Annotated in this window: 24 protein-coding genes; 10 read left to right on the plus strand and 14 right to left on the minus strand. The window is 67.5% G+C overall.

Annotation, left to right across the window (positions count from 1 at the left end; translation table 11 throughout):
• Positions 1 to 86: 86 nt before the first annotated feature.
• A complete protein-coding gene (locus ACZ9BC_RS19480; protein ID WP_476247366.1) occupies positions 87 to 1,418 on the plus strand; it encodes a serpin family protein in 1,332 nt (443 codons plus the stop codon).
• A 37-nt stretch (positions 1,419 to 1,455) separates the two neighbouring features.
• Here the strand turns inward: ACZ9BC_RS19480 and ACZ9BC_RS19485 are convergent, their stop codons facing one another.
• The 4 genes from ACZ9BC_RS19485 to ACZ9BC_RS19500 form a co-directional block, all read right to left on the minus strand.
• On the minus strand, positions 1,456 to 2,313 hold the full coding sequence (locus ACZ9BC_RS19485; RefSeq protein WP_476247367.1) for a hydroxymethylpyrimidine/phosphomethylpyrimidine kinase: 858 nt from the start codon (positions 2,311 to 2,313) through the stop codon (positions 1,456 to 1,458).
• Between the two features lie 87 nt (positions 2,314 to 2,400).
• A complete protein-coding gene (locus tag ACZ9BC_RS19490) occupies positions 2,401 to 2,970 on the minus strand; it encodes a hypothetical protein (RefSeq protein ID WP_476247368.1) in 570 nt (189 codons plus the stop codon).
• The gene (locus tag ACZ9BC_RS19495; RefSeq protein WP_476247369.1) at positions 2,967 to 3,935 is read right to left on the minus strand and encodes a TIGR01777 family oxidoreductase; all 969 of its coding nucleotides are present in this window, start codon (positions 3,933 to 3,935) and stop codon (positions 2,967 to 2,969) included. Before ACZ9BC_RS19495 ends, ACZ9BC_RS19490 begins: the two co-directional genes overlap by 4 nt.
• A 34-nt stretch (positions 3,936 to 3,969) precedes the next feature.
• A complete protein-coding gene (locus ACZ9BC_RS19500) occupies positions 3,970 to 4,626 on the minus strand; it encodes a TetR/AcrR family transcriptional regulator (protein WP_476247458.1) in 657 nt (218 codons plus the stop codon).
• A 186-nt stretch (positions 4,627 to 4,812) separates the two neighbouring features.
• Between ACZ9BC_RS19500 and ACZ9BC_RS19505 the strand changes: the two genes are divergently transcribed.
• The gene (locus tag ACZ9BC_RS19505) at positions 4,813 to 5,547 is read left to right on the plus strand and encodes a queuosine precursor transporter (RefSeq protein WP_476247370.1); all 735 of its coding nucleotides are present in this window, start codon (positions 4,813 to 4,815) and stop codon (positions 5,545 to 5,547) included.
• Between the two features lie 75 nt (positions 5,548 to 5,622).
• Here the strand turns inward: ACZ9BC_RS19505 and ACZ9BC_RS19510 are convergent, their stop codons facing one another.
• From ACZ9BC_RS19510 to ACZ9BC_RS19535, 6 genes are all read right to left on the minus strand, one after another.
• Positions 5,623 to 6,615 (minus strand): type IV toxin-antitoxin system AbiEi family antitoxin domain-containing protein, encoded by a 993-nt coding sequence (locus tag ACZ9BC_RS19510; protein ID WP_476247371.1) that lies wholly within the window; start codon positions 6,613 to 6,615, stop codon positions 5,623 to 5,625.
• Between the two features lie 180 nt (positions 6,616 to 6,795).
• Positions 6,796 to 8,100, minus strand: a complete 1,305-nt coding sequence (gene tgt, locus ACZ9BC_RS19515; protein ID WP_476247372.1) for a tRNA guanosine(34) transglycosylase Tgt — start codon at positions 8,098 to 8,100, stop codon at positions 6,796 to 6,798.
• A 69-nt stretch (positions 8,101 to 8,169) separates the two neighbouring features.
• A complete protein-coding gene (locus tag ACZ9BC_RS19520) occupies positions 8,170 to 8,898 on the minus strand; it encodes an SRPBCC family protein (RefSeq protein WP_476247373.1) in 729 nt (242 codons plus the stop codon).
• 47 nt (positions 8,899 to 8,945) lie between these two features.
• Positions 8,946 to 10,007, minus strand: coding sequence for a DUF6707 family protein (locus ACZ9BC_RS19525; protein ID WP_476247374.1), 1,062 nt, complete (start codon positions 10,005 to 10,007; stop codon positions 8,946 to 8,948).
• A gap of 88 nt (positions 10,008 to 10,095) precedes the next feature.
• On the minus strand, positions 10,096 to 10,635 hold the full coding sequence (locus ACZ9BC_RS19530; protein ID WP_079598113.1) for an NUDIX hydrolase family protein: 540 nt from the start codon (positions 10,633 to 10,635) through the stop codon (positions 10,096 to 10,098).
• A gap of 9 nt (positions 10,636 to 10,644) precedes the next feature.
• Entirely contained in the window at positions 10,645 to 11,397 is a 753-nt protein-coding gene (locus tag ACZ9BC_RS19535) for a VOC family protein (RefSeq protein WP_476247375.1), read from the minus strand.
• Positions 11,398 to 11,500: 103 nt separating this feature from the next.
• On the opposite strand from ACZ9BC_RS19535, the gene ACZ9BC_RS19540 reads away from it, so the two are divergent.
• Together ACZ9BC_RS19540 and ACZ9BC_RS19545 are read left to right on the plus strand one after the other, a co-directional pair.
• Complete coding sequence (locus ACZ9BC_RS19540; protein ID WP_476247376.1) at positions 11,501 to 12,118, plus strand: YdeI/OmpD-associated family protein; 618 nt, start codon at positions 11,501 to 11,503, stop codon at positions 12,116 to 12,118.
• A 124-nt stretch (positions 12,119 to 12,242) separates the two neighbouring features.
• Complete coding sequence (locus ACZ9BC_RS19545; RefSeq protein ID WP_476247377.1) at positions 12,243 to 14,237, plus strand: glycoside hydrolase family 32 protein; 1,995 nt, start codon at positions 12,243 to 12,245, stop codon at positions 14,235 to 14,237.
• Here ACZ9BC_RS19545 and ACZ9BC_RS19550 read toward each other — a convergent pair.
• Positions 14,190 to 15,416: a glycoside hydrolase family 76 protein gene (locus ACZ9BC_RS19550; RefSeq protein WP_476247378.1), complete on the minus strand. Its 1,227-nt coding sequence runs from the start codon at positions 15,414 to 15,416 to the stop codon at positions 14,190 to 14,192. The two genes, ACZ9BC_RS19545 and ACZ9BC_RS19550, sit on opposite strands and share 48 nt — an antisense overlap.
• Positions 15,417 to 15,550: 134 nt before the next feature.
• Between ACZ9BC_RS19550 and ACZ9BC_RS19555 the strand changes: the two genes are divergently transcribed.
• Both ACZ9BC_RS19555 and ACZ9BC_RS19560 read left to right on the plus strand, forming a co-directional pair.
• On the plus strand, positions 15,551 to 16,342 hold the full coding sequence (locus ACZ9BC_RS19555; protein WP_476247379.1) for an SDR family NAD(P)-dependent oxidoreductase: 792 nt from the start codon (positions 15,551 to 15,553) through the stop codon (positions 16,340 to 16,342).
• Positions 16,339 to 17,550 (plus strand): acyl-CoA dehydrogenase family protein, encoded by a 1,212-nt coding sequence (locus ACZ9BC_RS19560; RefSeq protein ID WP_476247380.1) that lies wholly within the window; start codon positions 16,339 to 16,341, stop codon positions 17,548 to 17,550. The genes ACZ9BC_RS19555 and ACZ9BC_RS19560 overlap by 4 nt, the downstream gene beginning before the upstream one ends.
• Before the next feature lie 65 nt (positions 17,551 to 17,615).
• On the opposite strand, the gene ACZ9BC_RS19565 is transcribed toward ACZ9BC_RS19560, so the two are convergent.
• Positions 17,616 to 18,452 (minus strand): DUF1684 domain-containing protein, encoded by an 837-nt coding sequence (locus tag ACZ9BC_RS19565; RefSeq protein ID WP_476247381.1) that lies wholly within the window; start codon positions 18,450 to 18,452, stop codon positions 17,616 to 17,618.
• Positions 18,453 to 18,604: 152 nt separating this feature from the next.
• On the opposite strand from ACZ9BC_RS19565, the gene ACZ9BC_RS19570 reads away from it, so the two are divergent.
• From ACZ9BC_RS19570 to ACZ9BC_RS19585, 4 genes are all read left to right on the plus strand, one after another.
• Positions 18,605 to 19,294 (plus strand): NADPH-dependent F420 reductase, encoded by a 690-nt coding sequence (locus ACZ9BC_RS19570; protein WP_476247382.1) that lies wholly within the window; start codon positions 18,605 to 18,607, stop codon positions 19,292 to 19,294.
• 5 nt (positions 19,295 to 19,299) lie between these two features.
• Complete coding sequence (locus tag ACZ9BC_RS19575; protein ID WP_476247383.1) at positions 19,300 to 19,836, plus strand: hypothetical protein; 537 nt, start codon at positions 19,300 to 19,302, stop codon at positions 19,834 to 19,836.
• 113 nt (positions 19,837 to 19,949) lie between these two features.
• Positions 19,950 to 22,760: a phosphoenolpyruvate carboxylase gene (gene ppc, locus ACZ9BC_RS19580; protein WP_476247384.1), complete on the plus strand. Its 2,811-nt coding sequence runs from the start codon at positions 19,950 to 19,952 to the stop codon at positions 22,758 to 22,760.
• A 117-nt stretch (positions 22,761 to 22,877) separates the two neighbouring features.
• The gene (locus ACZ9BC_RS19585) at positions 22,878 to 23,183 is read left to right on the plus strand and encodes a hypothetical protein (protein ID WP_115526230.1); all 306 of its coding nucleotides are present in this window, start codon (positions 22,878 to 22,880) and stop codon (positions 23,181 to 23,183) included.
• A 6-nt stretch (positions 23,184 to 23,189) separates the two neighbouring features.
• On the opposite strand, the gene ACZ9BC_RS19590 is transcribed toward ACZ9BC_RS19585, so the two are convergent.
• Both ACZ9BC_RS19590 and ACZ9BC_RS19595 read right to left on the minus strand, forming a co-directional pair.
• Positions 23,190 to 23,807, minus strand: a complete 618-nt coding sequence (locus ACZ9BC_RS19590) for a DedA family protein (protein WP_476247385.1) — start codon at positions 23,805 to 23,807, stop codon at positions 23,190 to 23,192.
• A 90-nt stretch (positions 23,808 to 23,897) separates the two neighbouring features.
• Entirely contained in the window at positions 23,898 to 24,866 is a 969-nt protein-coding gene (locus ACZ9BC_RS19595) for an RluA family pseudouridine synthase (RefSeq protein WP_476247459.1), read from the minus strand.
• Positions 24,867 to 24,903 lie beyond the last annotated feature (37 nt).

A 24,903-nucleotide genomic window follows, 5' to 3' on the forward strand; every position in this document is an offset into this window, starting at 1 on the left:
AGTCCTGGCCGGGCGTGACCGAAACGACGGCAAACCGTGACCCGCCCGGCATCGCTACCGTCCGGTCCGGCTGCTTCACTTGATGCATGCAGCGGCTGGAAGTCCTGGGAAACTCTGCTCACGCAAAACACGCAAAGGTGCCGCGGCGGGCCGGCTTCGCGGCGCTCGGCGTTGTGGTTGCGCTCACCGCGTGTTCAGTATCCCCGCCCGAGCTTGTGACCGCCCCGGGCGTCGAGCGGGCCTCCGTGGACACTGCGGCCTACCCGCGGGAGCTTGCTTCCCTGCGCTCCTCGGCCTACGCGCTGGGGGAGGCCCTCCTGTCCGACGGCGGGGACGGCACCGCCGGGAACGTGGTCGCCTCACCGGGCAGCCTGCTCACCGCCCTGGTGATGCTACGGGCCGGAGCGGCCGGTGAAACCGCCGCGGAACTGGACCGTGTCCTGGCCCTGCCGCCCACCAACCGGGACGAAGCCGCCAATGCGATGCTGGCCGCCGTCGAACGCTACGACGGCGATCCCGGTGCCGTTGATGAGGACAACCCGCCGCGGAAGCCCGTCATCCACTCGGCGAACGGACTCTTCCTGGACATCAACACCCCCACGGGAGCGGACTACCTGGACACCCTGGCGCGTCATTACGGCACAGGCGTCCACAAAGTGGATTTCCGCGACCGGGACACCACGGAACCCGCCATCGACGCCTGGGTGGACCGGAATACCGGTGGCCGCATCAAGAAGGCGCCTGCTGCTTTTGATCCGAAGAACACCTTCAGCATCCTCAACGCCATCTACTTCGCCGCCGCCTGGAACACCCCCTTCGACCCCTCCCGGACGCTTGACCGGCCCTTCACGACGGGAACCGGGGAAGTGGTCGACGTGCCCACCATGGGGCAGACCGTGGACATGAAATACGCCGAGGGGGAGGGGTGGCAGGCGGTTGACCTTCCCTATGCGGAAGGGGCCGTGATGCGCCTTGTCCTGCCGGCGTACACTGCCGCCGGTCCCCCCGCCGGTAGTGCGGTGACGGCTGAACAGCTCTCCCGGCTGTCGGCGGCGCTGGATACGGCGGCCGTCCAGCCCGTGCACATCACCCTGCCCCGCTGGGACCACAAAACCAGCTTCGACCTGCGGGAAGTCCTGGGAGCCATGGGCCTGCACAACACCCTCAACACCGCCGAAGACTTTGACGCTATCCAGTCCGGAATGAAAATCACACAGGCCGCCCAGGCAGCCAACATCACGGTTGCCGAGAAGGGGACCGTGGCCGCTGCGGTCACCCAGATCAACGCGGAGGCCGTCAGCGGCACGCTTCAGCCGGACGTGTCGATAGTCTTTGACCGGCCCTTCCACTACCAGATCATCCACACAGAGACGGGGCTGCCGCTCTTTATGGGCAAGATGGCGGACCCGAGCTCCTGATGCCAGCCGCCTGCTCTGCTGCGGGCGGCCGATGCGCCTAGCGGGCCCCGCCCTGCCACAGTGCATCGAAGGGCGCGCCTGACGCTACCCGGTTGCGGATCCCCGCGGTGACAAAGTCCTTGGCGGTCCGGGCCGCTTCCAGCGGTGAGGCACCCTTGGCCAGTTCGGCAGTGACGGCGGCGGCCAGCGAGCAACCTGCTCCGGACACGGCCACCTCGCCCACCTTCGGGGCGCTCAGGACCTCCAATGTCTGGCCGTCGTAGAAGACGTCGACGGCGTCCGGGCCTTCCAGCCGGACCCCGCCTTTCGCCAGGACTGCTGCGCCGCTGAGTTCATGGATGCGGACGGCGGCGGCCTTGAGGGATTCGACGTCTGTGATCCCCAGCCCGGACAGCGACTCCGCCTCGAAATGGTTCGGCGTCACGAAGGTGGCCAGCGGCAGGATCTGCGCCTTGAGGGCCTGGTCCGTGTCCAGCGCGTGGCCGGGCTCCTGCCCTTTGCAGATCAGTACTGGGTCCAGGACTACGTTGGCAAACCGGTTGTCCCTCAGGGCGCCGGCAACCGTGGCGATGGTGGCCGGGCTGCCCAGCATCCCGATCTTCACGGTGTCCAGCACGGACGGAGCGCCCGACGACGGACCATACGCCGCCGTCGTTGCCTCCAGTTGGTGGGCAATCACCTGCTGGTCCACCGGCACGAAGCGGTGGTTCCAGCTGTCGTTCGGGTTGAACGAGACGATGCAGGTCAGGTTGGCGATGCCGAAGACGCCGAGCTCCTGGAAGGTCTTCAGGTCGGCCTGGGCGCCGGCGCCGCCGGTGGCTTCGGAGCCGGCGATGGTGAGGACCACGGCCGGGCTGGTGACGGTCTGCGTTGCGTCAGCGGAAACGGAAGTCATACCCCCATCCTGCCACCCGCCGTCGGGCAATTTCCTTGTGTGGCCGTACAGCCGGTGCCGGCGAGGGGTGTTCAGGGCCACAAGGGTTTAGTTCTGAAAGCGGTCCTGGATGGTTTCCAGATCGATGCTCGGCTCGTGCTGCTTTGTGGCGTCCTCGGGTACCTCGCCCTGCTGGTTGCCCGCGTCCTGGCTGGCGCTGTGCTGGTCCGCGCCATCCGGGGCGGCGCTATCCCGTGCTGTGCCATCCTGGTCAAGGCGGACCAGCCGCCAGATGGACAGCCGGCCGACGGCGAGGGCGCCGCCGCACGTGAGCGCGGCGGTGGCAGCGAAGGTCAGAACGTAATCCGTCCGGGGTGCGGGGCCGGAGGCCAGCAGCGCGAAGACGATCCCCAGCACCACTCCCAGTCCTGCAAAGGCGGCAACGTGCAGCCACTGGTTCCGGACCGGCTGGAGCAGGATGGCCAGGGGTACGCCCAGGCAGAAGGCCAGGGCGATGGACGGCAGCACTCCCCAGATCACCGTCATCATGAGGGCCTGCCACCATGGGATCCAACTGCCGACCAAAAAGGCGAGCACCGTGGCGCAGCACACCAGGCTGACGAATGTTGCCAGCGCCAGCGCGCCCGTGCCTACGACGACGCGCCGCGGCCGGCTCACGCTGTTCCCTTGGCGATCTGAAGCAGTGCCCTGCCCAGCTCCGGCTGGCTGTAGACGAACCCGGAATCCAGCAGCTTCTGGGGCTGGACCCAGCGGCTCTTGAGCACCAGCTCCGTTTCCGTGCGGATCAGGACTGCACCCGCGCGGAGCAGCCAGGAAGGGGTGGGAAGGCCGAAGCGTGCCCCATACGCGCGGCGCACCAGCTGCATCAGCTCCCGGTTGCTCACCACATCCGGCGAGGCCACGTTGACGGGCCCGGTGATGTCCGTCCGGGCGTGCAGGAAGCGGGCGCACCGGTAGAGGTCCTCCACGTGCACCCAGCTGAATTTCTGAGTCCCGTTGCCCATGTGCCCGCCCAGCCCCAGCCGCGCGAGGTTGGCGAACGGGCGCAGGGCACCGCCTCGGGCGCCCAGCACGATGGCGATGCGGAGCGGAATCTTGCGCGTTTCCGGCGTGACGGCGGCCTCGAGCTCTGCCTCCCAGGCCCGGGCCACTTCCACTGAAAAGCCCGTCCCCAGTTCGCCGTCGGATTCCGTCTGTGGGCGGTCACGGGCGTCGCGGTAGATGGTGCCGGTGCTGGCATTCAGCCAGGTCGACGGCGGGCGCCGGCATTGGGCGATGGCACGGCCGAGTGCCGCGGTGGTGGAGATCCGGGAACCCAGGATCGCCGCCTTGTTCCGGGCGTTGTAGCGGCACGACACGGACCGTCCGGCGAGGTTGATGACCAGGTCGGCGCCGTTAAGCACCTCGGTGATGGCGCCGTCGTCGTCCCAGGACGCGTCCGTTGTTTTCCGGCCGGTGGTGCCGCCGTTAGCGCCCGGCCGCCCGGGAGCACGCCGCCGCCCTCCGGTCCTCGCCCTTCCTACCGTCTTCACCGTCCAGCCGTCCTGCTCGAAGCGGGCCCGCAGGTACTTTCCGATGAAGCCCGAGGCGCCGGCGAGCACCACGGTCTTTGTCCTGGTCATGCTTTTCCCCCGATATAGTTTTGCTGGCTTCCGGCTATCCACGGATACTCCGGCTGAGGCTGAGGATATCGTCCAGGAGCTTGCTGACGCCCGGGACGCGCGCCAGTGAGAGCACCCTGGCGATCAGCGGGACGCCGCCGTCCACCAGCTTCCTGGTGCGCTGCTGCCCCTCGGACGTGTCGTAGACCCAGAACAGCGTGACGCCCATGTAGCCGAGCCACAGGAGTTCCGGAAGATCGGCGCGAAGCTTCTTGGGGGCTGCTGGCCGCGCGCCCTCCACCGCCGACCGGAAGATCGAGAGGGAGGCTTCCCGGGCTGCGGCGGAACCGGGCGCGAAGGGGTTCACTGGCGAGGTGGGCCGGATGGCGGTGGTGAGGAAGTCGGCACCGAAGCGGTGGTACGGGGCCATGGAATCGAGGCCTGCATGGAGTGTGGCGCGGAGCCGGCTGCTGAGGTCGGTGGCGGTTTCCATGGCGGACGCCGCCCGTGCAGCATGCTCCTTCTGCACCTGCAGGTACAGCTCCTGGACCAGGTCGTCCTTGGACGCGAAGTAGTAGTAGGCGTTGCCCACGGACACGCCCGCCTCTGCCGCGATGGCGCGCATGGTGGTCTTGGCGAAACCAACTTCACGGAACATCCGCAGCGCCACATCAACCACCAACTGCCTGGTGTGCCCGCTTTTAGCCGTCATCGCGTACCCCCGTTTGAACGTGTTCAAGAACATTATGGCATGTGTTTGAACACGTTCAGTTCTATTCCGGCCTTCACTGATACTGCCTTCACCGGGACGGGTGGGAGAATAGGCCGACAGTGCTAATACAGCCGGCCTCCTCCCAGCAATAGGGTGCCGAGCGAACCACTTTGAACGGACTCCCTTATGACTTCACCCTCCGGCCAGGACGCCCTGCCTGAAACAACTCCCTCCGGACCCGCGGCCAGGTTCGCGTCCATCGGATCCCCGTACTTCGGGATCATGCTGGCCTTCATGGCGGCGGTGCTGATCCTGTCCAACATCGGAGCGTCCAAGGGCGTTGCCATCGGGCCGATCGTCACCGACGGCGGTTTCTTCCTCTTCCCGCTGGCGTACATCCTGGGCGACGTGATCAGCGAGGTGTACGGCTTTAAGGTGGCACGCAAGGCCATCCTCACCACCTTCGCCCTGTCCGTCTTCGCTTCGCTCTGCTACTGGGTGATCATTGCCCTGCCGGGATTCGACGACGAATTCGGGACGTCCAAGCAGGCAGCCCTTGAGGGCGCCCTGGGCCCGGTGCCGCAGATCGTGCTGGCCTCACTCCTGGCGTTCCTGGCGGGGCAGACGATCAACTCCTGGATCCTGGTCCGGATGAAGGCCCGTTCAGGAGAAAAGTCCCTGTGGGCACGGCTGATGGGGTCCTCGGGCGCCGGCGAGTTCGTGGACACGCTGATCTTCTGCAGCATTGCGGCCTCCGTCATCGGGATCACGGATTTCGGAACGTTCGTGAACTACGTGGTGGTCGGCTTCGTGTACAAAACCCTGGTGGAGTTCATCCTGGTCCCGGTGACGTCCCTGGTGATCGGCTGGATCAAGAAGCGGGAACCGAGCTACGGCACCGTATCCGCCGCGGCCGCCTGACCCTGTCGCGCCCGCAACGCCAGGACCCTCGCCCACGCCGAGGACGCCGGAACGGTGTGGTTTCGCCGGAACGTTTCAGCGTCCTGGATCCGTTCCGGCGATTTCGACGGCGGCGGCTGCCTCGGGCGCGGGCTGGCGCCTGAGCGCGTCCAGGACCCGGTTCTTGAACTCCTGCTCCCGGAAGAGGTCACGCCATTCCACCCGGAGGAAGAACCAGCCGGCCTCGGTGAGCGCCTTTTCCCGGCGCCGCTCCTGGAACAGGACTTCGGGGGTTGGCTTGTAGTCGAAGTACTTGACCTTGCCGTCGAATTCAAGGGCTACCTTCTTGTCCCGCCAGGCGAAGTCCAGCCGGTGCCATCCCAACCGGGTCCGGACGTCAACCTGTGCGTCCGGCATGGGAAGCTTCAACCGGGCGAGGAGTTCCCTGGTCAGTGTTTCTCCGGCCGATTCGGCGCGGGCGTCTGCGTTGGCCAAAGCCATCCGCAGGTTCCGGACACCGCGGTGTCCCGAAAGCCCCGCTGCCGTGGCCTGCATCTGGCCCAGGTCCGCGCCGAGCCGCAGTGCATGGTCCGTGAGGATCAGCCCCTGGCGGTAATCAAGCGCCGTGACGCAGTCCACTACCGTCCGTTCAAGCGCTGTGACCCTCAGCCTGCCAATCGTTGTCACGTCCTGATCCGCGTAGGGCCGGGTGTGTCCGCGCACGTCTTTCCCGAGGCGTTCGCCTGACGGTGATACCCGGAGCAGGATATGGATCAGGTCATCCACGTTCCAGAGGAAGAGGCCGTGAAGACGTGCAGCCGACGTGTGGCTGTAGACATAGCCTCCCGTCGACGTCGTCAATGTCCCGTGGGCGTGTGCGTGGATCAGCTGCACGCTGCGGACAGTGGCCGGCTTTTTCTCCCACAACGCAGCGCGGATGTAGCAGCCCCACCGCAGTCGGACCAGCTCACCATGCTTCATGAGCCAGCGGATGTCCCGCGCCTGCAGTCCCTTGGCGCGAAGTTGGTCCGTTCGCCACAGGTTTCCTGTCTCCGGAAGCCGGGAACTTTGTGCTTGAGGCTGTGTCATCCTCCCACCTTCCGGGACGCACCACAGCCCCGCCGCCCTCCGCCGTCGTTATGTGCACAACGCCAAAACGCCGGAACGGTGCGGGGACGCCGGAACGTTCCGGCGAACCTGCACCATTTCGGCGATTTCGACGGCGGCAGGCCGCGAGGAGGGCGCAGGGTGAGCCCGGGCAGCGGGCGGTCAGGAGTAGTACTGCCCCAGGGTTTCGGCCTTGAAGTCGAAGAACGTGCCGGACTCGATGGCCAACCGGGCGTCGTCCACCATCTTCACCACGAACCGCTCGTTGTGGATGGAGATCAGCGTGGCGGACAGCATCTCCTTGGCCTTGAACAGGTGGTGGATGTAGGCCCGGGAGTAGTGCGTGCACGCGTAGCAGTCGCAGCCCTCCTGCAGCGGCCCGAAGTCCCGCTTGTACTTGGCGCCGGACAGGTTGAACCGCCCGGACGGCGTGTAGAACGCGGAGTTCCGGGCAACGCGGGTGGGTGAGACGCAGTCGAACGTGTCGGCCCCGTTTTCGATGGCGGTGAAGATGTCGTCCGGCTCCGAGATGCCCAGCAGGTGGCGGGGCTTGTTTTCCGGCAGCTCCTCGTTGCACCAGCGGACAATGGTGCCGAGATTCTCCTTTTCCAGCGCCCCGCCGATGCCGAACCCGTCAAAGGGCATGGCACCCAGGTCCCGGCAGGCCTTGCGGCGCAGATCCTCGTACTGTGCCCCCTGGATCACGCCGAAAAGGGCCTGGTACGGCTTCCCCACCCGCGCATCGGTGAGCCGGAAATGCTCCTCGATGCAGCGCAGCGCCCACAGCCGGGTCCGCTCCAGCGATTCCTCCTGGTAGCCGCGGGAGTTCTGCAGCGTGGTCAGCTCATCAAAGGCGAACATAATGTCCGCGCCAATTTGGTGCTGGACCTGCATGGAGATCTCGGGTGAGAACCGGTGGCGGTCGCCGTTGAGGTGCGATTTGAACCAGACACCGTCGTCGTCGATGTGGGCCAGCCGCTCCTTGCCTGGCGCCACGGCGTCGTCCGGCCCGGATGCGTCCACCGATTTCATGTCGATGACTTTCTTGAACCCCGAGCCCAGGCTCATCACCTGGAACCCGCCGGAATCCGTGAACGTGGGGCCGGGCCAGTTCATGAAAGCCCCCAGCCCGCCGGCCTCATCCAGGATGTCCGCGCCCGGCTGGAGGTACAGGTGGTACGCGTTGGCCAGGAGTGCCTGTGCTCCCAGCTCAGCCATGGACTCCGGCAGCACCGATTTAACCGTCGCCTTCGTCCCGACGGCGATGAATGCCGGCGTCTGGATGTCACCGTGCGGAGTGGTGATGGTGCCGGTGCGGCCCAGGAACTCCCCGCCGTTCGCGTCCACATGCGCAGCCGACGGCGGGCACGATTCCGCCAGGCGGGTGCCCACCCTAAAGGAGAATTCTGACTGGCGGGCGGGGAGTGCGGAAGCAGGCGACAGGGCGGAGGCAGGGTTGGCTGGCACCGTACCAGTGTGCCAGCAATCAGCACACCCCCGGCAATCAGTGGGGCGCCGGCAAACCGGCCAGACCCGTCAACTCACCGGTTCCGATGAGGGGTAGTTCTCAGACCGCCAGGAGTCCCAGGATGAACGGATGGCGTCGAGTTTGGCAGCGCCGAGGTCGTACGTGGAGGCGATGACCAGGGAGCCCTCACCCTCCTCGCGCACATCCTTGATGGCAGGGTGGTCGGCCACCACCAGGAGCCCCTCGCCGTGCTCCGCGTAGCCGTGGACAGTGAGCCCTACCTGGTGGCTGGTCCGGTACCAGACCTTGCCGGAGATTTCCTCACCGGTGCCCAGGGTCAGCTGATAGGGCTCGCCGGGAGCCGGAACCGAGTCCAGTCCGAGCTTCCCGATCGCCGAGCCCTGCCCCTCCGTGAGGTGGAGGAAGAGGGTATGGCGTTTGCCGTGCGGGTGGCGTTCCAGGGCGAAGCGGAGCTGCTGGAGAAAGGTCAGCCAGCCCTGGGTGATGTCCTCGTCCCAGGCGGCCCACTCCGAGTTGTGGTCCAGGGCCCCGCGCGTCACGCTCACGCGGGTGCCGTCCGCCACGGGCTGGAGTTCGAAGGTGTCCCCGCCGTGGACGGTGAGGCTGGTGTGGTCCGGAGCCTCCTCCACATCGCCGGAAAAGTAGATCTCCTTGATTTCGGCGTCCAGGTCCTCGGCCTGCCAGCCGTGCCACTGGGCCACCTTGGACGGTTCACGCAGCATGGTCCAGACCTGCGGAGCATCGGCGTTGATCACTACGCTGAGATTGTTCGTCATAGCCCCGAATGTACAACTAAGGCCCGGCCCCGGGTAGGGGCTATTTGTTATGCGCGGACGGCCTCAAGCTCGTTGCTTATACGGCGCTCCAGTTCGCCCATTCCGATGGTTTCCGACCCGCCGTGCGCGCGCAGGAACAGCAGGGATTCCAGCCGCAGCAGCCGCCATTCGCGCTCGGCGTCGTGGTTGGAATTATCGATGGAGCGGAAGATTTCCTTGTCGTACAGGTTGGGTTCGTTGAGCGAGCGCTGCCGGACCTTGGCAGCCATCCGCGCCTTGAACGGATCCGTTTCCTGGTTCTCCGGGGTCCGGATCAGTTTCTCGTACACGGCTGCCCGTTCGTTCTGGCCGTCCTGCCGGCAGATGTAGCTGGCCAGCGCCAGGGAGGCTTCCACCGATGCCCAGCGCCCGGGGTTTCCGTCGTAGGGGAGGACAGTGAGGAGGTCGGCCACAGCCAGCGAGCTTTCGGCGTCCTTGAGGGTGATGAAGAGTTCGTGCGCGAGGTCGCTGAGGTCCTTGAGGCAGCTTCCGGACTTGAAGTTGACGCCTTTGGCCAGCCGGTCGGTCAGCAGCAGGACCCCCGTCGCGTCCGGATGCGCCTCCGCTGCGGCCTCCACCACGGATTCCGGGGTGCCGGCAGGCGCCGGGATCAAAGCCAGTTCCTCCTCGCTGGGACCGTTCGCGGCCGGCGGGGCAGGAGGAAGGGGAGGTACGACGACGGCGGGCACCGCCGCCATGGGAGCCGGCTTTTCGCCGGGCTGCTCCTGCGGTGCATCGGCAGACTGCCCGGCCCCGGCCGGTTCCTCCGCCTGCCCTGGTTCAAGGGACTGCCCTGCGTCCTGGGGCCGGGAGGTTGCCAGCGTAAGGTGCGTGACGTCGTCGGACTGCTCCTCAACAACCGTTACGGAGGAGCCGACGGCGATGCGCAGCGTCCCGCCGCCCGTCAGGCTGGCGAGCACCAGTGCCGGCGCGCCGAAATCGTCCCGCTCAAGCTCCACCTGGTGGATCTCCGCCGTCCGTTCACCGTCCGGCAGGAGGATGAGGTTGCCGGTGGTCAGGGATCCAGCCTGCTGTTCACGGAGGTGCCGGGCGGCTGGTGTTTCGGTCATGGGAGTCCTTAAGTTCTCTTGCGGTCCGCCCTACAGTCTACAAAGGCGGGCACCTAATATCGGGGACCCCCAGGTTCCGGCGAGGGCGTCAGGAGCCCACGCCTGCAAACGCCAGAGCCTGCCGGATCAGCCCGCCGCGGCCGCCGGAAAACTCCATCTGGACGCCGGGGCTGAGGACTTCCTCAGGGGTCATCCACGTCAGTTCCAGGGCGTCCTGGCGGGGCTCGCACTCGCCCGTCACCGGGATGACGTAGGCCAGGGACACGGCGTGTTGCCGCTCGTCGGTGAAGCCGGTCTGGGACGGCGCCGGGAAGTATTCGGCCACCGTGAAGGGAACCGGGCTGATGGGCAGTTGCGGGAACGCCAGCGGTCCCAGGTCCTTTTCCATGTGCCGGAGCAGGGCGGCGCGGATGGTTTCGCGGTAGATGACGCGGCCGGACACCAAGGACCGGACCATGGTCCCGTCCTCGTCGGCCTGCAGCAGGGTGCCCACTTCGTTCACGTAACCCAACGGGTCCAGCCTGACCGGTACCGCCTCCACGTAGACCATGGGCAGCCGCCCGCGCGCCTCAAAGAGGTCTTCTTCGGAAAGCCAGCCGGGGTTCGGGTCAGGTGTGCGCACGTTCATGGTTAAGTTCTACCCCATGGGACGGTGCTGCGAGATCCAGACCGTTGCGGGCACGGAGGGCGCGCCGTCCCGGGCCGCGTCCGGGTTGGCGACGTGAAGGGTGCTTCCGAACGCCTCCTCGGTGAGGCTGACGTCGAACCCGGCGGAGGCGAGGCGGTCCCGCAAAGGTTCCAGTGCGCCGTCGTACTCAAAGCCCAGGCCGGACCGCGGCGGCCCCGACGCCGGCCGCACCAGGAGGACCCCGCCGTTCTTTGCGGTGAAGTCCGCCGTTTCGTCGTTGTCGGGCACAAGGCGGGGCCGGGCACCGACGTGCCGCAGGGTGCGGGCAGCGGCGTCCGTGTCCGGTGTGAACCAGACCCCGACGACGGCCAGGGCCGGGTCCGAGTCCGCTGAGGGCGCATCGGTGCCGGCCTGGTCCGCCAGGAAGCTGAACCCGTCAGGTGCGGTGATCCTGCACGCCTCGCCATGGTCAGCGGTGACCAGCTCGGCGGTGGCCGGCTCCGCAGGCGTGGCGTCGTCCTCCTGCGCAGCCAGGTTGGTGCGGCGGGCGAATTCCGCAAGGTCGCCCACTTCCACCGCGAAGGCCGTGGATCCGTCGCTCGCGTCCCCTTCCGGGACGTCATGCAGGGCCAGGCGGCCCCCTCCGGCGTCAAAGATGCGGAACCCGCCGTCGCCCTCGGTGAGGACCAGGCCCAGGGCCGTGAGAAGCCGCTCCCAGGAGTCGATGGCGGACGTGAAATGCAGGGGACGGACGCGGAGCATGGGCTGTCCTTCGTGTCGGCGGTGACGTTTACGGCCATAATGCCACGGGCGGCGCCACAAGGGCACCGCTTGTTCCGCAGCACTTCAGGAGCAGAATAGGCGCATGGCCACTGAACTCGACGAACTGCTGGTGCCGGACGCTGCAGCCTGGCGGACCTGGCTGGAGGCGAACCACCAGAGCAGCCCCGGTGTGTGGCTGGTCCTGCACAAAAAAGGCGGGCAGGTCACGGAGCTGGACTACGCCGCCGCGCTGGACGAGGCGCTGTGCTTCGGCTGGATCGACGGCCAGGCCAGGCGCCGGGATGACGAAAGCTCCTTCCAGCGGATGACGCCCCGGGGGCGCCGCAGCGTGTGGTCGGCCAGGAACGTCACTTATGTGGCGCGGCTGGAGGAGGAAGGAAAGATGGCCGACGCCGGGCGGGCCGCGGTGGAGGCCGCCAAGGCTGACGGTCGCTGGGACGCCGCTTATGCCGGCCAGGCGACGGCGGAAATGCCGCCCGACCTGGCGGCCGCCATCGCCGCGGTACCGGCTGCACAGGCGATGTTCGATGTCCTCACCAGGGCCAACCGTTTCGCCCTCATCGTCCGGACCAATTCGGCAAAGCAGGCCGCCACCCGCGAGCGCAGAATCGCCGGATTCGTGGAGATGCTGGCCCGCGGTGAGGCTCCTTATCCGCAGAAAAAGCGTCCAGGCGACGCCCCGTCACCACCGGCTTTGTGACCTCCCGCGCCGGACGCCAATTAGGTTCCATGCCCCGGGCCGGTAAAATTGACGGTTCACTTGCGCTGGTGCCGTTCCCCGACCCGGGGGACGGCACTTGTGCGTTCAGCGACGGATTGAAACCATGCCCCGAAATATCCTCGGAACTGTACTCCCCGCACTCAAGAGCTTCGCCCTCAGCCGGCGCCCCCTCCTGTGGGCGGTGGCCGCGTCGGCTGTCCTGGTCCTGGCAGTCTCCCTGGTGCTCGGCGGAAATGCCCGGCCGGGCGCAGCAGCTGCCGCCGAACGCGTGCTGGGAGAGGTAGCCGCTGCGCAGGCTGCAGCCAAGGACCGGAGCGGCGGCTACGCCTCCCTCTGGCTCAAAGGCAACGATTCCACCCTGGTTGAACGCGGCGGCGACGTCCCTGCGGAGGGAGCGGAAGACGTCCGCAGCATCGAGTGCGGCACGGGCTGGCTGGCCGGTGTGCGGACGGACGGGAAAGTCTATCTTCGCAGCAGCGTGGCCGGAACGGCGGAAGAAGACCCTGCAAAAGTGGAGCTTCCGGACTGCGTCAGCCCCGAAGCCCGGGACGCCCTGCTCACTGACTTGGGCGTTCAGCAGTCATGGCCGGAACCGGACGCGGCACGTCTGGAGGCGCCGGCAGCGGATCCCGGTTACCGCCCGGCCTACCACCTCACCCCTAAGGAACGCTGGATGAATGATCCCCAGCGGCCGTTCTTCCTGGACGGGCTGTGGCACTACTACTACCTCTACAACGCCCACTACCCGGAGGGGAACGGCACCGAGTGGTTCCACGCCACCAGCCCGGACCTGGTGCACTGGAAAAACGAGGGCGTGGCCATCGAAAAGTTCCGCAACGGCCTGGGCGACATCGAAACCGGCTCCGCGGTGGTGGACACGGAAGGGACCGCCGGCTTCGGCAAGGGGGCCGTGATCGCCGTCCTCACCCAGCAGCACGACGGCGTCCAGCGCCAGTCCCTGTTCTACTCCACGGACAACGGGTACAGCTTCCGGAACTACGACCAGAACCCGGTGATGGAGAACCCCGGCGCGGAGCACTGGCGCGACCCGCGGATCGTGCGGGACGAGGCCAACAACCAGTGGCTGATGCTGCTGGCCGAGGGCCACAAGATCGGTTTTTACACCTCGCCGGACCTCAAGCAGTGGAACTACGTCTCCGCTTTCGAGCGGGACGGGCTGGGCATCCTGGAGTGCCCCGATTTCTTCCAGATGGACGTGGACGGCGATCCCGCCAAGCGCACCTGGGTGCTGGCGGCCAGCGCCAACGGTGCGGAGGAGGGCCGCACCACCGGCCTGGCGTACTGGACCGGCGCCTGGGACGGCAAGGGATTCTCCCCGGAGGGCGGCCACCAGTGGCTCGACGGCGGATCGGACTTCTACGCCGCCGCCACCTGGGATGACCCCCGCCTGACGGACGGCCAGCGCAAGGCGTCCCGCCACGCCATCGGCTGGATGAACAACTGGGCCTACGCCCGCGAGCTCCCCACCGACGGTTGGTTTGGCGCGGCTTCCGTGGTGCGGGACATCCGTCTGGAGTCCGACGGCGGCCGCCCGGCCTTGGTCTCCACGCCGACGCCCGCGCTGCAGTCACTGGAGGGCGAGCCCGTCCAGGTACCGGGCGCCACCTTGGGTGACATCCCCCTGCCGGCGTTGCCGGAGAGTGGTGCGTTCAAGGCTGACATCGAGCTGGAAAAGCCGGCTTCAGCAGCAGGGGAAGCGCGGCTGCTGCTGCAGAGCGGAGGCAGGACGTACGCCACGGTGGGCTATGACTTTGAAACCGGCAAGGCCTTCGTGGTCCGGGACGGCGATGTTGTTGCAGCAGCACCCGATCGGGCGGCCGACGCGGGAGCCCGGACCGCCGCGGACGAGTACCGGCAGGCGCGTGCCGTGGAGACGAAGTCCGGCGGCGGCACGGTGAATCTCACTGTCTACGTCGACCGGTCCTCCCTCGAAGTGTTCGTGGACGGCGGGCGCCAGACGCTGACATCGCTGGTGTTTCCGCCGGCAGGCAAGAAGGAAGCCCGGCTGGCGGCCGAGGGCGGGCCGGTGTCACTCAAGAGCGCTGCCGTCACGCCTCTCGCCGCCATCCGCCAGTGAACGTCCCCACGGCTTGCCGGAGCTGATGGCCGCCGCGGCCTCCAGCACCATCCATGCCTGCAGCTGGGTGGAAAGTTCGACGGCGGCTCCCCGGGGATACGTCTCCTCCGCCGGCCGTGCAGCATGCACCGAAAAGATGCTCCCGCCGCGATGTTTTCCCCCAGGCTCGGCGGCGCCCAGGCTGCGCTTTCCGCTCCAGAAGGCCTCCGCGGTATCGGTCACCAGCCGCGTGGCAGTGGCGCGGGTCCGTTCCGGAAGCCGGGTATCCGTTGCGGCGAGCGCCAGGTAGCGGCAGAGGATCCCGGTGAACAGGCCGCCGTCGCCCGTTCCGTCACAGCGCAGCACCGTACCGCCGCCGGGCACGGTCAGTTGCCGGTTCACCGCCTCCACCACCTCGGCCACGCGGGCGAGGTTGGCCTCCCCGCCCAGTTCCAGGAGGGCGCCCAGTACCGGCCCCTGGTTGTAGGTGTAGACTGCCCGGTCCACCTGGACTTCACCGGCGGCGTTCAGCCGTACGCCGTCAAGGTACAGGCCCTGGGCTGGATCGAACAGGGTCCTGTCCAGCCAGTCAACCAGCGCCTGGGCTTTCGCCTGCTGCCCTGTCCGGGCGTAGAAGAGCGCAACCGGAGCGGTGGCCGGCGTGTTTTTGAAATCCCGCGTCTTGCTCCAAAACACACCACCGCCCTTATGGTCAGTGCTGGCTGCATCGAACTCGAGCTTCAGCCTTTCGCGGACGGCTGCGTTGCGGCGGCGTCCGGATCCCCCCGTTTCCCCGGCCAAAACATCCAGGCGGAGGGTGGCCAGGGCGAGCCAGGCCATGTCGTCGTAGTAGTTGTTGACGAACGTGAACGCGTTGCGCACCCAGATCCCCGTGAGCAGCCGGGACGCCAAACTGCCCCCGATGGGGCTGCCGGGAGCACGCCGCCCCGCATCCACCAGGCAGTCAACGTAGTGGGCCTGCCACCAGTAGTGCCAAGGAAATTGCAGGGCAGCGAGTGAGCCCAGCCGCCGCAGCGCTGCCTGCCAGGTCCCCGCGGGCTGCCCGGGGTTCCATGTCACGGCGGCAAGATGGGTGCCCGGCAGGAACAGCAGCTTCCGGCCGAACAGCGCGGCCACGGAGTGCGCGGCGTGGTCTGCCCGGTCCTGCCAGGCCGGATCGGTGGCGGAACTGGAGGTCATGGTTTCCACCTTAACCGGCCTGCCCCAACCTGCCCTGAATGTCGGATGGTGCGGGCGGCAGGCATTTCAGTTAACATTCACTAACTGTTAGTCCGCGGCCCTGCCGCGGTGCTGGGCCACATCAAGGAGGATGGATGGACATCACAGGCAGCGTCGCGCTCATCACCGGAGGTGCGTCCGGCCTGGGTGCCGCCACCGCCCGGACCCTGTTCGACGCCGGCGCCTCCGTGGTGCTCCTGGACCTCCCAACATCCGGCGGGGCCGCGCTCGCCGACGAACTCAACCGTTCAGCGGACGGAAGGACGGCCGTCTTTGCCCCGGCGGACGTGACCAGCGAGGAGCAGGTGCAGGCCGCCGTCGACACCGCCGTGGGATTGGGTCCCCTGCGGATCGTGGTGAACTGCGCGGGCATCGCCACACCCGGAAAGGTGCTGGGGCGCGAGGGTGTGCTGCCACTGGAGGCCTTCAACCGGGTGGTCCAGGTCAACCTCCTCGGAACGTTCAACGTGCTGCGCCTGGCGGCAGCGGCAATGGTGGCCACCGAGCCGGCCGTCACGGAACTGGGCGGGCCGGAACGGGGGGTCATCATCAACACCGCTTCAGTGGCGGCGTTCGAAGGCCAAATCGGGCAGCCCGCCTACGCGGCATCCAAGGGCGCGGTGGCCGCCATGACCCTGCCCATCGCCCGCGAACTGGCGCGCTCCCTTGTGCGGGTGGTGACCATCGCGCCGGGAATCTTCGAAACCCCTATGATGGCCGGCCTGCCCCAGGACGCGCAGGACTCGCTGGGTGCCCAGGTTCCGCACCCGTCGCGGCTGGGGAAACCGCAGGAATACGCCAGGCTGGTGGCACACATCGTGGACAATGCGATGCTGAACGGGGAAGTTATCAGACTGGACGGCGCCATCCGGATGGGGCCGAAATGAGCCCCGCCGCCGGCAACCTCGTGGACCTGCCCACCGCGGACTTCTTCGCCTACGAGTCCCTGCTGAGCCAGCCGGAGCGGGACAAATTGGCCGAACTCAGGGCCTTCCTGGCCACCGAGATAGCACCGTACGCGGGGGAGTGGTGGAACAAGGCCGAGTTTCCCGCCCACATCCTGCCGAAGCTGGCCGCCCTGGAACTGAGCACCCCGGCGCAGCGCGGCTACAGCCATCTGTTCGCCGGGCTGGTCATTGCCGAGATGACCCGCGTGGACACGTCCATTGCCACGTTCTTCCTGGTCCACCACGACCTTTTCGTGGAATCCCTCTACGCCTTCGGCAGCCCCGAACAGCAGCAGCGGCTGCTGGCGGATGCCTCCAGCCTGCGGATCACCGGCGCGTTCGCGCTGACCGAGCCGAACCACGGCTCGGACGTGGCCGGCGGGATGGAAACCCGTGCCAGGCGGATCTCCTCCTCCACAGGACGGCCCGACGGCGGCGGGGACACCTGGGTGCTGAACGGCGCCAAGCGCTGGATCGGCAACGGGACGTTCTGCGACTACATGCTGGTGTGGGCTCGGGACGAGGCTGACGGAGCGGTCCGCGGCTTCATCGTGGACGCCGCCCTGCCTGGCATCAGCCGGACCCGGATCGAGAACAAGATCGCCCTGCGGACGGTGCAGAACGCGGACATTGTGTTCGAGGATGTCCGGGTGGCGGAGGCCGACCGCTTCGCCGCGATCAGCAGCTTCGAGGACACCAAGGAACTCCTGCGCGGCTCCCGGATCATGGTGGCATGGCAGACGGTGGGCCAGCAGTTGGCGGCGTTCGACGTCGCCCGGCAGTACGCCGTCGAACGCCAGCAGTTCGGCCGTCCCCTGGCGCAGTTCCAGCTGATCCAGCAGCAGCTGGTGACCATGCTGGGCAACACGGTGGCAAGCATGGCGATGATGGCGGGGCTGGCCCGGCTGCAGGACGAAGGCGCGGCGAACATGCCCCAGGTGGCATTGGCCAAGTCCTACCTGAGCGCCCGGATGCGCGAAACAGTGGCGCTGGGCCGCTCCATCCTGGGTGGCAACGGGATCCTCACCGACTACCGGATGGCCAGGATCTTCTCCGACGCCGAGGCGATCTACACCTATGAGGGGTCTTTCGAGATCAACACCCTGATCGTTGGCCGCGCAGTCACCGGGGTGTCCGCCATCGCCTGACTGCCGGTGGTTGAGCCTGTCGAAACCGGATTTCGACAGGCTCAACCACCTGGCTGCCGGCAGGCTCACTCGTTCGGGAACGGCAGCTTTTCACCGGCTTCCACGCGGATGTCCAGGCTGTTGTTCTTCACCGGCATGGGGCAGGTGCCGTACGGCGTGAAGGCGCTGGGGTAGTTGATGGCCCGGTTGAAGTCCAGCACCACCGTGGCACTTCCATCCACGCCGGGCCGGGGCCGGGGCGCCGAGAGCTTCCGCCAGTCGTCCGTGGTGTCCCCGTTGGTCTCATCGTGGAAGGTGACCGTGAGGGCGCCGAGCTTTTCCTCCTCCGCCTGGAGCCGGAATTCGTGCGGGCTGCCGGGAAGGCGGAACACCACCTCGCCCACGGTCCGGTGGACGCCGTCCACCAGCGGGTTGGCCGTGGCGATGGGCACCTCCATCGGCTCGGGGTACGGCTCGAAGCGCCCAGTGACTTCCCAGTCCGGGTTGTAGCCGTAGGTGGGCACGCCGTCGAACTCCGTGAACACGGGCGAGCCGGAGTCCCTGGTGCGGATCGCGTAACGCCCGCCCCGCATGGCGAGCTCGACGACCACCCCGGCGCCGTCCGCCCCGCCGAACTGCACCCACATCAGCGACTCCTCGTCGGCGAGCACGGCCGTAATAGTGCCATCCACTGCTTTCCCTGTCCCCACCAGCGTCAGCCCGTCCTCCCGGACCGCGGTGAGTGCCGCCGTCGTACCGTCCGTGGACCACAGGCCGGGGACCAGGTCGACGGCGGCCGGGGAGGCGTCCAGCCACTGGAAGGAGGTGAGGGTGAGCCAGCCGTGGGGAGCGGCGAGCGCCTTGTCCCGGTTGGCGCGGAAGCGCTGCCAGCGCTCCACCTTGGCGTCTGGGGTGATGGACATGATTCCTTCCGGTTTGCCGTGCCCACGCTACAACTGCCGCCACGGCGTCTTCATTCCGAACCTTGCCTGCCATGGACCGCGGAGTACCCTCGGAACCAGCAGGATCGGGTCGAAACCTTCAGTCGGTCCGCTGCCCGTCCACGGGAGATGCCATGAAAATTGCCGTCTTGGGAACCGGAACAGTGGGACGCGCACTCAGCGCTGCGCTGGTCAAACTGGGGCACGAGGTAACCCTGGGCACGCGGGACCCCGAAAGTACTGCCGCCCGGAACGTGCCCGGCCGGATGGGCGGTTTGCCTTTCAGCGAGTGGCACGCGGGCCACCGGGACGTCGCTTTGGGCACCTTCGCCGAAGCCGCCGGCAACGGCGAAGTGGTGGTGAACGCCACCACCGGCGCCGGTACCCTTGCGGCGCTGGGCGCGGCGGGGTCCGCCCGGCTGCACGGAAGAGTTCTGATGGACGTCGCCAACCCGCTGGACTTTTCGCAGGGGATGCCGCCGGTTTTGAACCCGGTCAATACGGACAGCCTGGGGGAGAGGATCCAGCGGGCGTTCCCGGACTCCCGGGTGGTAAAAACCCTCAACACGATGAACGCAAGGCTGATGGTGGACCCGCAACGGCTTGCCGGCGGGGACCACTCCGTGTTTCTGTCCGGCGACGATCCGTTGGCCAAAGCCATCGTCAAGGGGCTGCTGGAATCGCTGGGGCACCGGGACATCATCGACCTGGGTGACATCACCACGGCCAGGGGAGCCGAGATGGTGCTTCCCCTGTGGCTGCGGCTTTACGGCGCCCTGGGCACGCTGGACTTTAACATCAAGGTGGTCCGCGCGGTTGAATAGGTGGCGTGGACATCCTGGCAGGAATCAGCAGTGAGTGGCTCAAAGCGTTGACGTGGATCGCGGCGCTGGCCTGTGCCGCGGCACTTCTGCTGTGGCGGCCCCGCCGTCCGGACCTCGCCGCGCTCGCCGCCGCCATCGCCTATACGGCCGCCAGCGCCGGCGCCGGCATCTACGTCCTGAACCATCTGGGTGATGGGCGCTGGGGCGGCGACAAGGAAGCAAGGCTGGACCCGCCGTCGTTCTCTGAAACGCCCCTGGTGGGGGAGGCCCTCCGGCCCCTAAACGGGGTGATGAACGGGATGGCCGACGGCGTCAACGACTTCTTCGATTTCCGTGCTGCCCTGCCCGTGGCGCTGGACTACTTTGCGGCGGCCGGATGGGCGCTGGCCCTGATGGTGCCGCTGGGGGTTGCGGCACTCGCCATCACCTCGGTGCAGGACCGCCGGCGTGCTGCGGAGTCGGCGGCGCAGGTGGCGGGTCTCCGGGCGGAGCTCGAGCTGGTGAAACGCCATGTCGGGTACCCGGAGCACGACATTATCTGAGACGGATTGACCCTTGCCCCCGCCCTGCGGGTAGCATCTTTAGCTAGTAACGTGGCTCACAGTATCCAGCGCAGTGTACGAGCCAAGTCCGAAACCCTCGAAAGATTGCTTCCATGGCTCACACTGCTGCACACCCCGAAACAGACCTCGCCTCCGAACTGAGGGCCGACGTCCGGCGCGTTTCCACTCTGCTGGGCGAATCCCTGGTCCGCCAGCACGGGCCGGAACTCCTGGACCTCGTGGAACAGGTCCGCCTCCTCACCAAGGAGTCCAAGGAGGCCGCCCGCGGCGGCGCCGATGCCACAGGTCCCTGGAGCGCGCACGACGTCGTCGCCCAGGTCCGCGAGCTCCTCGGCTCCCTGCCCATCGAGCAGGCCACGGACCTGGTGCGCGCCTTCGCGTTCTACTTCCACCTCGCCAACGCCGCCGAACAGGTCCACCGCGTCCGCGGGCTGCGGACCCGGGCGGAAAAGGACGGCTGGCTGGCCAAGACCGTAGCCGACATTGCAAGCCAGGCCGGGCCCGCGGTGCTGCAGGACGTGGTGAACGGCCTGGACGTGCGGCCCATCTTCACCGCCCACCCCACCGAAGCCTCCCGCCGTTCGGTTCTCGACAAGATCCGCAAGCTCTCCGACGTGCTCGCCCAGCCCACGGCCGAGGGCACCACGGCCCGCCGCCGCCAGGACCGGCAGCTCGCCGAGATCATCGACCAGATGTGGCAGACCGATGAACTGCGCCAGGTCCGGCCCACACCCGTGGATGAGGCCCGCAACGCGATCTATTACCTGGGCGGCATCCTCACGGACGCCATGCCGGAGATGCTGACGGAACTGTCCGAGCTGCTGAGTGAGCACGGCGTCAGCCTCGCGTCCCAGGACGCTCCCATCCGGTTCGGGTCCTGGATTGGCGGGGACCGCGACGGCAACCCCAACGTCACAGCAGCCGTCACCCGCGAAATCCTGCAGATCCAGAACCAGCACGCCGTGCGCATCAGCATCGGCATGATCGACGAACTCATCTCCATCCTGTCCAACTCCACCGCGCTCGCCGGTGCGGACCGGGAGCTGCTGGAATCCATCGATGAGGACCTGAAGAAGCTGCCGGGCCTGGACAAGCGGGTCCTGGAACTGAACGCCCAGGAGCCCTACCGGCTGAAGTTGACCTGCATCAAGGCCAAGCTCATCAACACCGGCAAGCGGGTGGCTGCCAACTCCAACCACGAGCACGGCCGGGACTACAGCGGCACCGACGAACTGCTGGCGGACCTTGAGCTGCTGGAGCTCTCGCTCCGCAACCACTCGGCGTCGCTCGCCGCGGACGGTGCCCTGGCCCGGGTCCGCCGCGCCGTGGCATCCTTCGGCCTGCACCTGGCCACCCTGGACATCCGCGAACACGCCGACCACCACCACGACGCCGTGGGCCAGCTGATGGACCGCATCGGCGGACCGGGCCTGCGGTACGCCGAGCTGAGCCGCGCGGAGCGCTTCGAGGTGCTGGGCTCCGAGCTCGCCTCGCGCCGCCCGCTGTCCGGCCACCCCATCAAGCTCGACGGCGCCGCGGACGGCACGTATGACGTCTTCCGCGAGATCCGGCGTGCCCTGCGCACATATGGCCCGGACGTCATCGAAACCTACATCATCTCCATGACCCGTGGCGCGGACGATGTCCTGGCCGCCGCCGTCCTGGCCCGCGAGGCCGGCCTGGTGAACCTCTTCGGCGAGAAGCCATACGCCAAGCTCGGGTTTGCCCCGCTGCTGGAAACCGTGGAGGAACTGCGTGCCTCCGCCGAGATCATCGATCAGCTGCTCTCCAATCCCTCCTACCGGGAGCTGGTGCGGCTGCGCGGGGACGTCCAGGAAGTGATGCTGGGCTACTCGGATTCAAACAAGGAATCCGGGGTGATGACCAGCCAGTGGGAGATCCACAAGACCCAGCGCAAGCTCCGCGACGTTGCAGCCAAGCACGGCGTGCGGGTCCGCCTGTTCCACGGCCGCGGCGGGTCCGTGGGCCGCGGCGGCGGGCCCACCTACGACGCCATCCTGGCCCAGCCCAACGGCGTCCTGGAAGGTGAAATCAAGTTCACCGAGCAGGGCGAGGTCATCTCGGACAAGTACTCCCTGCCGGAGCTGGCACGGGAAAACCTCGAGCTGTCCCTTGCCGCCGTGCTGCAGGGTTCCGCCCTGCACCGCGACCCCCGCACCTCCGAAGACCAGCGGGAACGGTACGGGCACGTCATGGAGACCATCTCCGGCGCCGCCTTTGACCGCTACCGGAAACTGGTGGACCACCCCGACCTCCCGGCCTACTTCATGGCGTCCACCCCGGTGGAGCAGCTCGGGTCCCTGAACATCGGTTCCCGCCCGTCCAAGCGCCCCGACTCCGGTGCAGGGCTGGAAGGCCTTCGCGCCATCCCCTGGGTATTCGGCTGGACCCAGTCCCGCCAGATCGTGCCCGGATGGTTCGGCGTCGGATCCGGCCTCAAGGCGGCGCGCGAGGCCGGCAACCCGGCGCAGCTCGTGGAAATGATGGAGCACTGGCACTTCTTCCGCTCGGTGCTGTCCAACGTGGAGATGACCCTCGCCAAAACGGACCTGGACATCGCCGGATACTACGTGGACACCCTGGTGCCGAAGGACCTGCACCACATCTTCCGGACCATCCGCGAGGAATACGAGCTCACCGTCACCGAGATCCAGAACCTCACCGGCGAGCACGTGCTCCTGGACGCGCAGCCCACCCTCAAGCGTTCCCTGGAAGTCCGCGACCAGTACCTGGACCCCATCAGCTACCTGCAGGTGGAACTCCTGCGCCGCGTCCGGGCCGAAAGCGGAACCATCAGCGGGGCGGAAATCGACGAACGGCTCCAGCGGGCCATGCTCATCACCGTCAACGGCGTGGCAGCCGGCCTGCGCAACACCGGCTAACCACCCAGGCCCTCTCTCACCTTCTGCAGCCTTTTCCCCAACCCTCTGGCACTGAGTGCGAGAGGGTTTGGTGTATCGGGGCAAAAGGTGAGAGAGGGTTTGGATAGGGTGGAGGGCATGCCTTCGTTCCAGACCCGCCTGAAGATCACCGGGCTCCGGCCGGGCAACCCGCCGGAGTCGGTCATGGATGCTGCCGTCGAGGCGCTGGGAACGCGCCATCACGTTGAGTCGCACCAGCTGCAGCTCTCCGGCGGCGTGCCGCAGCTGAACCTGCGCTTCCTCGTGGAGGCCACCGAATACAGCGGCGAGAACCGGCAGGCGCGGGAATCGGCAGCGATGATGCGCGACGCCGTCGAACGCGTTGCCCTGACCGGCTCCCTCAGCGTGCTCCGGCGCAGCCGCGGCCGCTGGGCACCCGTCTAGGCCACGTCAGGCCAGCGGCCCTGGCTCCTCCACGGGAGACCGGTTGCCCCGGCGGCGGGTGACAATGATCCCGACGACGGCGCCGACCACCAGCCCGAGCCCCACCCCGATGAGCGAGCTGGCCCAGAACGGCAGGCCGGTGGCTGAACCCGTGAAGTAGCCCAAGCCCACCAGCCAGCAGGCCCAGAGCAACGCGCCCAGGCCGGCGCACAGGCTAAAGCCCCGGACGGACACGTTGGCGATGCCGGCTGCCGCTGACGTGGCAAGCCGGCCGCCGGGGATGAACCTGGCGCCGATGATGGTGCCGTACGTGGATGACCGGCCCGCCTTGGCCAGGGCGTCGTGGATGCCTTTGTGGACCCGCCGTCCCCACCTCCAGCGGTCCAGGACATGGCTCAGCCGTTTCCGGAAGAGCTGGAAGACCACCATATCGCCCACCCAGGACGCCACCGCGGACAGGGCCACCACCAGGAACACGTTTGTCCTGCCATCGGCGGACAATGCCCCGCTGGTGATCACCACCATCTCGGACGGGATGGGCGGGAAGATGGCATCGCCGAGGACCACCGGGATGATCCAGAAGTAGATGGCCGCCCCCCAGCTGTCAGCGCTGCCGAAGTCCATTGCCACAAGGTACCGCACTTTTTTGGCTCCCGGACGGCCGGGTTTTTCCCCATCCAGGCAGAGGACGAAAGCAGTGCCCAGCCCCCGTTGTCAGGGACGGGCCCGAGCGGCCTCGCTGAGTTCCAGGCGGCTGCGGTACTCCACGGGCTGCCCGGAGATCGGATCCACGAAACGGATGCCGCGGGCCAGGAGCTGCAGGGGTTTGGCGTAATCGTCCGGTGCCTTGTCCAGCAGCTCAGGGTAGAAGGCGTCATGGAGGATTCCGAGCCCCAGGGACGCCATGTGCACCCGGAGCTGGTGTGTCTTGCCACTGTGCGGCTCAAGGCGGTACCGGGCGAGGCGGCCACCGGCAGTGCTGCCTGAGGCACTCACAGCAGGGCCGCCGTCGAACGTTTCCAGCCGCTCAATCCGGGTTTCGGCGTTGGGCTCGCCGTCGATCACTTCGGCGAGCAGGTAGCTGCGGGACTTGGTCATCCTGTTGCGCACCACCACCGGGAACTCGACGGCGGGATGCCCCGGGGCCGGCTCGGCGGCGGACACGCACTCGTATTCCTTCTGGACCTGCCGCTTTTCGAAGAGCACCTGGTACTTGCCGCGCGTCTGCGGGTTGGTGGAAAACAGGAGCACCCCGGCGGTCATGCGGTCCAGCCGGTGCATGGGAATGAGGTCTGGAAGGGCGAGCTGGTTCCGCAGCCGGACCAGGGCCGACTCCTGAATGTACGTGCCGCCCGGAGTGGTGGGCAGGAAGTGGGGCTTGTCCACCACCAGCAGGTGCTCGTCCTGGTGGAGGATGGTGATCTCCACGGGTATCCGCTCCTCCGGCGGCAGCGTGCGGTAGTACCAGATGAAGGTGTGGTCCTGTAGGGGCGTGCCGCGGTCCAGCGGAATGCCGCCCTCGCCGACGATCTCGCCGGCGTCGAACCTGTCCTCGATGCCCTGCGGGTCGATGTGCCCCCAGCGGTGCATCATGTAGTCCATCGCAGTGTCCCACGGGCCCTCCCCGGGGAGGCGGAGGCGGGTGGCGTTGACGCCGTCGCGCACGGGAAGGGGGGATTGCATCACCGGTCCATTCTACCGGGGGCGCTGTGGGAGCCTG

The sequence above is a fragment of the Pseudarthrobacter sp. TE3704 genome (assembly GCF_056279405.1).

Coding starts and splice junctions, on each gene's coding strand:
- ACZ9BC_RS19480 (WP_476247366.1), top strand. CDS start 87: ATGCAGCGGCTGGAAGTCCTGGGAAACTCTGCTCACGCAAAACACGCA.
- ACZ9BC_RS19485 (WP_476247367.1), bottom strand. CDS start 2,313: ATGACTTCCGTTTCCGCTGACGCAACGCAGACCGTCACCAGCCCGGCC.
- ACZ9BC_RS19495 (WP_476247369.1), bottom strand. CDS start 3,935: ATGACCAGGACAAAGACCGTGGTGCTCGCCGGCGCCTCGGGCTTCATC.
- ACZ9BC_RS19500 (WP_476247458.1), bottom strand. CDS start 4,626: ATGACGGCTAAAAGCGGGCACACCAGGCAGTTGGTGGTTGATGTGGCG.
- ACZ9BC_RS19505 (WP_476247370.1), top strand. CDS start 4,813: ATGACTTCACCCTCCGGCCAGGACGCCCTGCCTGAAACAACTCCCTCC.
- ACZ9BC_RS19510 (WP_476247371.1), bottom strand. CDS start 6,615: ATGACACAGCCTCAAGCACAAAGTTCCCGGCTTCCGGAGACAGGAAAC.
- ACZ9BC_RS19520 (WP_476247373.1), bottom strand. CDS start 8,898: ATGACGAACAATCTCAGCGTAGTGATCAACGCCGATGCTCCGCAGGTC.
- ACZ9BC_RS19525 (WP_476247374.1), bottom strand. CDS start 10,007: ATGACCGAAACACCAGCCGCCCGGCACCTCCGTGAACAGCAGGCTGGA.
- ACZ9BC_RS19530 (WP_079598113.1), bottom strand. CDS start 10,635: ATGAACGTGCGCACACCTGACCCGAACCCCGGCTGGCTTTCCGAAGAA.
- ACZ9BC_RS19535 (WP_476247375.1), bottom strand. CDS start 11,397: ATGCTCCGCGTCCGTCCCCTGCATTTCACGTCCGCCATCGACTCCTGG.
- ACZ9BC_RS19540 (WP_476247376.1), top strand. CDS start 11,501: ATGGCCACTGAACTCGACGAACTGCTGGTGCCGGACGCTGCAGCCTGG.
- ACZ9BC_RS19545 (WP_476247377.1), top strand. CDS start 12,243: ATGCCCCGAAATATCCTCGGAACTGTACTCCCCGCACTCAAGAGCTTC.
- ACZ9BC_RS19550 (WP_476247378.1), bottom strand. CDS start 15,416: ATGACCTCCAGTTCCGCCACCGATCCGGCCTGGCAGGACCGGGCAGAC.
- ACZ9BC_RS19555 (WP_476247379.1), top strand. CDS start 15,551: ATGGACATCACAGGCAGCGTCGCGCTCATCACCGGAGGTGCGTCCGGC.
- ACZ9BC_RS19560 (WP_476247380.1), top strand. CDS start 16,339: ATGAGCCCCGCCGCCGGCAACCTCGTGGACCTGCCCACCGCGGACTTC.
- ACZ9BC_RS19565 (WP_476247381.1), bottom strand. CDS start 18,452: ATGTCCATCACCCCAGACGCCAAGGTGGAGCGCTGGCAGCGCTTCCGC.
- ACZ9BC_RS19570 (WP_476247382.1), top strand. CDS start 18,605: ATGAAAATTGCCGTCTTGGGAACCGGAACAGTGGGACGCGCACTCAGC.
- ppc (WP_476247384.1), top strand. CDS start 19,950: ATGGCTCACACTGCTGCACACCCCGAAACAGACCTCGCCTCCGAACTG.
- ACZ9BC_RS19585 (WP_115526230.1), top strand. CDS start 22,878: ATGCCTTCGTTCCAGACCCGCCTGAAGATCACCGGGCTCCGGCCGGGC.
- ACZ9BC_RS19590 (WP_476247385.1), bottom strand. CDS start 23,807: ATGGACTTCGGCAGCGCTGACAGCTGGGGGGCGGCCATCTACTTCTGG.
- ACZ9BC_RS19595 (WP_476247459.1), bottom strand. CDS start 24,866: ATGCAATCCCCCCTTCCCGTGCGCGACGGCGTCAACGCCACCCGCCTC.